This window comes from Rubrivirga sp. (assembly GCF_049648075.1).
Lineage (GTDB): Bacteria > Bacteroidota > Rhodothermia > Rhodothermales > Rubricoccaceae > Rubrivirga.
In genome coordinates, this window is sequence record NZ_JBARYR010000036.1 from 1 (window position 1) to 7,570 (window position 7,570).

The window sequence follows — 7,570 nt, forward strand, 5'->3', positions numbered from 1 at the left end:
CTGGCCGAGCGGACCTCGGCGCGACGGCGCTCCGAGAGCTCGGGCTCGGCCCAGCGACAGCTCGGCGGCGGCGGCAACAGCTCCGTCGGCGGTTTCTTTGGCTTGGACGCGCAGGTCGGCGGCCAGCGCGCCTCCGACAGCCGGACCGTCCAGAGCGACCTGCTCACCGGCACCATCACCGCGCGCGTCGTCGAGGTCGACGCCGCCGGCAACCTGGTCATCGAGGGCGAGCGCCGCCTCAACGTCGACGGCGACGTCCACATGATGACCGTCAGCGGGATGGTCCGCCCGGCCGACGTAGAGCCCTCGAACACGGTGCTCTCCTACCAGATCGCGGGCGCGGACGTGGTCTACCAGCAGGAGCCGAGCGGTCCCAAGTTCCTCCAGGGCCGGTTCCTGACGCTCGTGGGGACCGCCGTCGTGTTGGTCGGCGCGGTGCTCTTGGGATCTGCCGCCGGCGGCGAATGACGATGCGACGCGCCATACTCAGTCTTCCCGTCTCTTTGTCCTCGAGGTCGCGTCCTCGAGGACGTCGCCTCGAGGTCGCGCCGCGTGATCTGTCGGGTCGCCCCAACGCAGAGACCAGGGTTATCGCGGCCTCGAGGCCACGCACTCCTGGCCTCGAGGCCGCACCCGCTCGCACACTTATGCGCCTTCTCCTCCTCGCCGTCACCTTCGCGGGCGCCGCTGTCGCCCAGCCCGCGGCCGACGGACTCGACCCGGTCCCCGGTCTCGACAACGCTCCTCCGCCCGCCCTCGGCCCGACGGCCAGCGCCAGACTCAAGGACATGGTGGTCCCGGCCGGCGCTGCGCCGACCCAACTGCTGGGCTACGGCATCGTCGTCGGCCTCGACCGGACGGGCGACCGCGCCCGAGGTCGAACCGGCGCGCCGTACACCGTTCAGAGCGTCGCCAACATGCTCCAGCGGTTCGGCATCGAGGTCGACGTCCAGACGCTGGGCACGCGCAACGCGGCGGCCGTGATGGTGACGGCCACGCTCGACCCGTTCGCCGGGCCGGGCTCGGCGGTTGACGTCACGGTCGCGTCTCTGGGCGACGCCCGTTCGCTCTCGGGAGGCATCCTGCTCCAGACGCCGCTTCAGAACATGGCGGCTGGCGGGACGGTCCACGCTGTCGCCCAAGGTCCGATTCTAACCGGGACGCTCCTCGCCTCCGCTGCCGGTACGTCCCAGCGAACCGGCCCAACCAATACCGGTCGCGTTCCATCTGGGGCGCTCGTCACGTTGGGCTCGGGCGCGACGATGACCGACGGCCCGCTCGACTTGATCCTGCGCGAGCCGGACTTTACCAACGCCGTCGGCATCGCGGACGTCGTCAACGAAGCGTTTCCTGGCTCCGCGACTGCCATGCACGCCGGCATGGTCCGCGTCGAGGTCCCGGCCGATGCCGGCGGTCCGGCCGCGCTGATGGCCGCCCTCGAGGGCCTCCGCCTCGAGGTCGACGCCCCGGCACGCGTCGTCGTCAACGAGCGGACCGGGACGGTCGTCGCCGGCGGCAACGTGGCCATCGGCGAGGTCATGATCACCTACGGCTCGCTCTCGATCTCGACGGCCGTCGACCCAGCCATCTCCCAACCTGGCGCCTTCTCCGACGGCGAGACGGTCGCGGGGCCTGTCGGGACCGTCGACATCGAGGAGGGCGCCGTCCGCTCCGTCGTGCTCCAGCCCAACACGTCCGTCGCCGAGCTGGCCGGCGCGCTCAACGAGCTCGGCCTCGACGCGCGAGACGTGATCTCCATCTTCCAGGCCATCGACCGCGCTGGCGCGCTGATGGGCGAGCTGGTGGTCCTCTAGACAGCACGCGACGATCCTCCCATGACCATCTCTCCCACGTCGTCCTCGAGGCCGACCGCTCCTACGCCGCCGCCCGACGATCCGATCGCGGCGGCCCGGCAGTTCGAGTCCGTCTTGGTGCGTCAGTTCGTCGAGGTCATGACCAAGGACCTCTTCAAGGCTCAGGACGAGGGCATGATGACCGGCCAATCCGACCTCCAGCGCGACACGCTCACCGACACGCTCACCGACCACTTGGTCGACGCCGGCACGTTCGGCATCGCCGACTTGCTCACCGCCCAGTGGGAGCGACAGGGCCGAGTGCCGTCCGACCTCGAGGAGCCGGCCTCGAGGACGGAGCTAACTGTCCCTGGATCCTCCTCGAGGGCAACAGAGCCAGGAATGACGCCCGAGGTCTCAGGGACGCCCCGGCGCGCGATCTCGATGGACGGCGCGCTCCGATTGTACCAGCCGGCTAAAGCTCCCGCTCAATCCATCGATCACATCCATGAATCCCCATGACCGACGCCACCATCGACGTGTTTGGACCCGAGAAGGACGCCCTTGCGACGCTCGCGCAGACCGCGCGAGATCAACTCGCCGCGTTGCGGTCCGGGTCCTCAGAGGCGTTCGAGGACGCCGCCGGCCGGACGCTGGACGTGGTCTCTGACCTCGACCACCGACGTCGCGCTCGCGAACGCCGCGTTTCGGCTCCAGACGCGCCCCAGCTAGGTCCTGAAGCGCGCGAGTCCCTCGAGGCCGCCGCCCTCGAGGCTCGTCAGGCCTGCGACGCCTTGGAGATCGCGCTGACGCACGCCGTCGCGCTCGGCCGTGACCTGATCGGGTCGTGGTACCAGATCTCCTCGCCCCCGACCGCCCAGGTCTACACCGCCCAGGGTGCCGTTGGCCCCGCCCGACGGACATGAGTCTCCAGAGCATCTACTCGACGGCACGTCGCTCGCTTCTGTCCAGCCAGGCCGGAATCAGTGCGACGGGCAACAACATCGCCAACTCCGAGACGCCAGGGTACACCCGGCGCTCAGCCAGCTCTCAGCTCGTATCTCCGACCCGAGGAGGTCTCCTAATTCCATCCGAGCGCCTGAGCGTCGGGGCCGGTACCGGACCTATCGAGTTCGGCCGCGTACGAAGCGACATCCTGGATACCGCCGTACGGTTTGGGCAGGCTGGGAGCGGCGGTGCCGGTGAGAGCTCGGGCCTGCTCGCAGCCGTTGAGTCCCAAATCGCGCCCGACGGTGGCGACGGATTTCTGGGCGCGATCGCCGGGTTCTACGACGCCTGGTCCGACGTTTCCGTCCAACCCGCCGACCTCGGCGCTCGGGACGCGTTGCTCGTCGCCGCTGACGGACTTTCGTACGCCCTCCGCGGCGCCGACGCTCGGCTCGAGTCGCTCGGCAATTCTGTCCAAAGTGATCTCCAGGCTACAGTCGGCCAAGTGAACGCACTCATGTCCGAGATGGCGGACCTCAACGTCGACATTCGCCGTGCGGGTGTCCAAGGAGCTGAGAACCTTGACGCACTCGACAGGCGCGACCTCATTATGGACGAGCTGTCGGGCCTCGCGCCGTTTTCATACAGGGCGCAAGCCGATGGGACCGTGACCGCGACCATCGACGGGATGATCGGCGTTCAAGGAGGTGAAGCCCGGGCATACCGGTTCGCCGCGCCTCCAGACGTAAGCCAGCCCTCCATCTTTCCCGAGGGGGCCTCGAGGCCGCTCCGCCTCGAGGCCTTAGAAGGCGGAGTCCTGGGGGCGCAGCTCGGAGTCCTGAATGACACGATTCCCGAGACGCGGGGCACTCTCGATGCGATCGCGGCCGAGATCGTAGCGACGGTCAACGCCGTCCATTCCACGGGCGTCGACCTCGATGGAGGAACCGGGAACGACTTTTTTGACCCGACGGGGCTGACAGCCGCCACGATCGGACGAAACGCGACTCTGAGCTCGCGCCAAATTGCGGCGGGGGCTGGTGGGACCGGCGATGGGAGCATTGCGGCAACCATTACGGATCTGGGAGACGGCGCCTACACGGCCGCAGTCGATGTACTCGTCGACGTCGGGCTACGGGTGAATCAAGCGTCGGCGGCTGCCGAAGCGAGCGCCGCGTACGTGGACCACGCGATGGCCCTGCGCGACGGCGTTTCGAAGGTGTCCATTGACGAGGAGATGGCCAACCTGATCCGCTTTCAGCAGACCTATGCTGCCTCGGCCCGTGTGATTCAGACGGCGAATCAGATGTTCGACACGCTCCTGGCGATGTAACCATGACCCGACCGCTTCAGTCCGCACTCACTCGCTCGGCGTCGTTCACATCGACTGAACGCCCCCTGGCGAAGGCTCGTCGAGCCCTCACGACGTCGCAGAACCAGCTTGCGACAGGCTACAAGATCGAGCGAGCCTCGGACGACCCGACAGGGTTCGCCCAGGCCAAGTTGCTCGGGCGCCGCCAGGACACGCTGGCCCGCTATGACAAGGTGATCGGCGCGTCCGAGCTGTGGGTAAACGAGACCGCGAACGAGCTTGGAGCGCTCGGTGAGATCTTTGCGACAGCCTCTGAGCTGGGTCTTTTGGCCGCGAATGGGATCTATAGCCCAGAGGACATCGCTGTTCAGATCGACGACTTGCGCGACGAAGCCGTCGTCCGCCTGAGGAGCAACGTCCAGGGGGAGTACCTCTTCGCCGGCAACGAAACCGATACGGCCCCGATTGACGAAGCCGGCGTTCCGCAGCTCGGCACCTTCACGGGCGCTCGCCAGCGTGAGATATCGCCGGGGCAGACGGTACAAATCAACGTCGTTGGCGCCCTCGAGGTCGACGGTGTGTCGGCGGTGCAGCGACTCGAGGACCTCGCCGTCGCCATCCGCGCCGAGGACAACCTGGCAATCAGGACCGCTGTGGGATTCATCCAAGATGGCGTCGATCACTACTCGCGTCTGGAGGGCCAGACCGGTAACACCGCGCGTCAGCTTGAGGGCGCTCGGGACGCCCTCGAGGCCGAGTCAATCATCGTAGGGGATCGGCGGGCTCAGATCGAGGAGATCGACTTGACCGAGGTGTTCGGCGACATCCAGCGGCGGCAGGTCGCCCTCGAGGCCGCGCTCCGCGCCACGGCGGACTCGGCGCAGCAGTCGCTGCTGAACTATCTGTAGGGTCTCGAGACCCTTAGGATACGAGGAGGGTCCTGGTCGTCGCGGGCGATCAGGAGACGCTGACTGGTCGCTCACACAGTGGGGAGGTCCGTCGTCTGCGGTCCGTGCGACCGTCTCTGAATGCGCTGTAGCGCCGTTTCCTTCGGAGAGCGAAGTGATCCCACCCTGGAGAAGAACACGGCGTCTAAGCCGCTAGTGGGTCGTGAGTGGAATGGCCCGTTTCCGAATCTGGCGATAGAAGCCGGAAAGACGCTGTTAGCCATCCCCGAGGTAAAGGGTCTCTCGGACGGCTCGAACAGTGGAGCACAGGCCGGACACCCCGGCAGCCAGAATCCAAACCTCCGCCCTCGGGCACGACTCCATGTCTTTCCGCATCAACACCAACACGCAGGCGGCGCTGTCGCTGTCCTCGCTCAACAGCACCTCGACCGAGATCGGGATGCGCCAGTACCGTCTGGCCACCGGCTCCAAGATCAACTCCGCCGGCGATGACTCGGCCGGGTTCACGATCTCGAACAAGCTGACGGCTAAGACGCGAGGCCAGGCCCAGGCGCTTAGCAACATCGCTGACACCAAGTCCATGCTCACCGTTGGTGAGGGCGCGCTCGGGACCACGATGGACATTCTCCAGACCATGAAGGAGAAGGCGGTTCAGGCTGCCAACGACACCCTCGGCACCGAGGAGCGCAGCGCGATCACGAACCAGCTCACGGCGCTCCGCGACGAGATCGAGGACATCCTGGGCGGTAGCGAGTTCAACGGTGTCAAGCTGTTCGACGGCGACGGCGCTACGACTCGCACGCTAGCCTTCCAAGTCGGCGACACCCAAAATGACACGCTCGGTGTGGACATCGACAAGCTCGATGCGACAGAGCTCGGCATCGGCGGCGGCGCTCCCGCTGCTCAGCTGGACTATGGTTCCAACTGGGGCAACGGAGGCGCGTTCGCCGTCGTCGAGTCCGCCGTGGGTACGTACGCCGGAGGGCCAGACGCCTTCAAGTTTGAAGTCACGGCCATCGATGGTACGTCGGGCTCTGAAGCCGTGACGTTCACGGTCACGGACCGGGCGGGCAACCAGCAGGATTACGTCTACGACGCGTCAAGCGGTGGTGCCGATGGCCTCGATACGTCGGGCGCTGGGCTGATCGAAGGGCTCACCGTCAACTTCGATGACGCGGCAGGTGCGGCTCTCAACGCCTCCGCAGCATCAAATGGATCCTTCCAGGTCGGTGACACATTCGACATCGATGTGACCTCCGGCTCGATCGACGTTTCCGATGCGTCCAACGCTCGAGCGACGATTGGAACCATCGACACTGCCATCTCCAAGGTCTCAGTGCAGGCCGCTGCCTTCGGCGACGTTCAGAACCGTCTCGACTTTAAGGCGCAGAACCTCGAGAACTCGAAGACGAACTACGAGGCGGCCAACAGCCGCATCGCGGACGCGGACTTTGCCAAGGAGCAGATGGAGATCGTCAAGCTCCAGATCCTCCAGCAGACGGGCTCGGCCATGTTCGCCCAGGCCAACGCCGCTGGCCAGTCGGTCCTCTCGTTTTTCTAGGACGGACCCCTGACCCGGGCAGAGCCTGAGACCTCGGGTTCTGGCAACGCGACCTGGGCTCTGTCCTACCGGCCCGCTGACGTACTGCGTCAGCGGGCCGGCGTCTTTTTCCGCTAGCCGGTAAAGGCCTGCCCGTTTTACTCGATCACAGAAGCGAAGGCAGACCCACCTGTCCGCTTTCCATTCTGGTCCACCTTTTGATCTATGTCCGCACCGAACGCCCTTCGCCAGTACCAGCAGCAAGCTGTGCTCTCTGCGTCTCCTGAGATTTTGATCGATAAGCTATACGGCATAGGTGTGTCCGCCGCTCACGCTGGCGACGCCTCGAGGACGCAGCGCGTGCTGGTCGAGCTGATGAGCGCCCTCGACCGTGAGCGCGGCGGCGAGATCGCGGAGCGCCTGTTGGGGCTCTACGAGTTCTCGATCCGCGCCGCCTCACGGGGCGACCTCGAGGTCGTCGCCGAGATATTGGAGGGCCTACGCGACGCCTGGCGCGATGCAATGCGTGCACCCGTTGCTATCGCTGCCTAATCATGTCTGCGAACCTCTCCCAGATCTTTAACTCCGGCTCGCTCTACGAGCAGCTGATCTCGCAAGTGATCGCCGTCGAGTCGCAGCCGAGGCTCAAGCTCCGCTCCGAGCAAACGGAGCAGAACGTCTTCAAGGCGGTTCTTGGCGATTATAGCAGCCGGGTCTCGTCTCTCAACACCGTCCTCGAGCGGTTGAGCGACCCGTTGCAGTCGCCGTTCGGGGCCCTCTCCGCCACGAGCGGGAGCGGGTTCAAAGCCTCCGCTAGCGACGACGCGGCGTCGGCCTCTCACGAGATCCAAGTCGCGCAACTCGCCCGTGCGGACACGCGCCTCTCCAGGCAGTACGCCTCCGATGCGACGACGCTAGGCGCCCTCTTTGTCGACTCTGGACAGCCGGACGGTGGCGCACCGGACACCATTGGGGAGCGCTCGTTCACGATCCAGATCGCTCAAAGCGACGGATCTTCCGTCGACCTCGAGGTCGCGTACGCGCCTCCCGACGGAGCTACGGACGACGA

General features: G+C 66.3%; 9 protein-coding genes. All 9 read left to right on the plus strand.

The annotated features are described in order from the left end of the window. A partial coding sequence (locus tag WBA11_RS01105; protein ID WP_424518890.1) for a flagellar basal body L-ring protein FlgH occupies nucleotides 1-468 on the plus strand: 468 nt, incomplete at its 5' end. A 179-nt stretch (nucleotides 469-647) separates the two neighbouring features. Next, nucleotides 648-1,814: a flagellar basal body P-ring protein FlgI gene (flgI, locus tag WBA11_RS01110; protein ID WP_424518891.1), complete on the plus strand. Its 1,167-nt coding sequence runs from the start codon at nucleotides 648-650 to the stop codon at nucleotides 1,812-1,814. Between the two features lie 21 nt (nucleotides 1,815-1,835). Next, nucleotides 1,836-2,315: a hypothetical protein gene (locus tag WBA11_RS01115; RefSeq protein WP_424518892.1), complete on the plus strand. Its 480-nt coding sequence runs from the start codon at nucleotides 1,836-1,838 to the stop codon at nucleotides 2,313-2,315. Beyond that, entirely contained in the window at nucleotides 2,312-2,719 is a 408-nt protein-coding gene (locus tag WBA11_RS01120; protein WP_424518893.1) for a hypothetical protein, read from the plus strand. The genes WBA11_RS01115 and WBA11_RS01120 overlap by 4 nt, the downstream gene beginning before the upstream one ends. Further along, the gene (gene flgK, locus WBA11_RS01125; protein WP_424518894.1) at nucleotides 2,716-4,074 is read left to right on the plus strand and encodes a flagellar hook-associated protein FlgK; all 1,359 of its coding nucleotides are present in this window, start codon (nucleotides 2,716-2,718) and stop codon (nucleotides 4,072-4,074) included. The genes WBA11_RS01120 and flgK overlap by 4 nt, the downstream gene beginning before the upstream one ends. Nucleotides 4,075-4,076: 2 nt before the next feature. After that, entirely contained in the window at nucleotides 4,077-4,961 is an 885-nt protein-coding gene (locus WBA11_RS01130) for a flagellin (protein WP_424518895.1), read from the plus strand. 361 nt (nucleotides 4,962-5,322) lie between these two features. Further along, nucleotides 5,323-6,522, plus strand: a complete 1,200-nt coding sequence (locus WBA11_RS01135) for a flagellin (protein ID WP_424518896.1) — start codon at nucleotides 5,323-5,325, stop codon at nucleotides 6,520-6,522. Nucleotides 6,523-6,726: 204 nt separating this feature from the next. Beyond that, entirely contained in the window at nucleotides 6,727-7,053 is a 327-nt protein-coding gene (gene fliS / locus WBA11_RS01140) for a flagellar export chaperone FliS (protein ID WP_424518897.1), read from the plus strand. A gap of 2 nt (nucleotides 7,054-7,055) precedes the next feature. Continuing rightward, nucleotides 7,056-7,570, plus strand: a 515-nt coding sequence (locus WBA11_RS01145; protein ID WP_424518898.1) for a flagellar cap protein FliD N-terminal domain-containing protein, incomplete at its 3' end; no start/stop codon positions are given.

Excerpts from the sequence above, each read along its gene's own strand:
- WBA11_RS01130 (WP_424518895.1), top strand. The coding sequence starts at position 4,077 with ATGACCCGACCGCTTCAGTCCGCACTCACTCGCTCGGCGTCGTTCACA.
- flgK (WP_424518894.1), top strand. The coding sequence starts at position 2,716 with ATGAGTCTCCAGAGCATCTACTCGACGGCACGTCGCTCGCTTCTGTCC.
- fliS (WP_424518897.1), top strand. The coding sequence starts at position 6,727 with ATGTCCGCACCGAACGCCCTTCGCCAGTACCAGCAGCAAGCTGTGCTC.
- WBA11_RS01115 (WP_424518892.1), top strand. The coding sequence starts at position 1,836 with ATGACCATCTCTCCCACGTCGTCCTCGAGGCCGACCGCTCCTACGCCG.
- flgI (WP_424518891.1), top strand. The coding sequence starts at position 648 with ATGCGCCTTCTCCTCCTCGCCGTCACCTTCGCGGGCGCCGCTGTCGCC.
- WBA11_RS01120 (WP_424518893.1), top strand. The coding sequence starts at position 2,312 with ATGACCGACGCCACCATCGACGTGTTTGGACCCGAGAAGGACGCCCTT.
- WBA11_RS01135 (WP_424518896.1), top strand. The coding sequence starts at position 5,323 with ATGTCTTTCCGCATCAACACCAACACGCAGGCGGCGCTGTCGCTGTCC.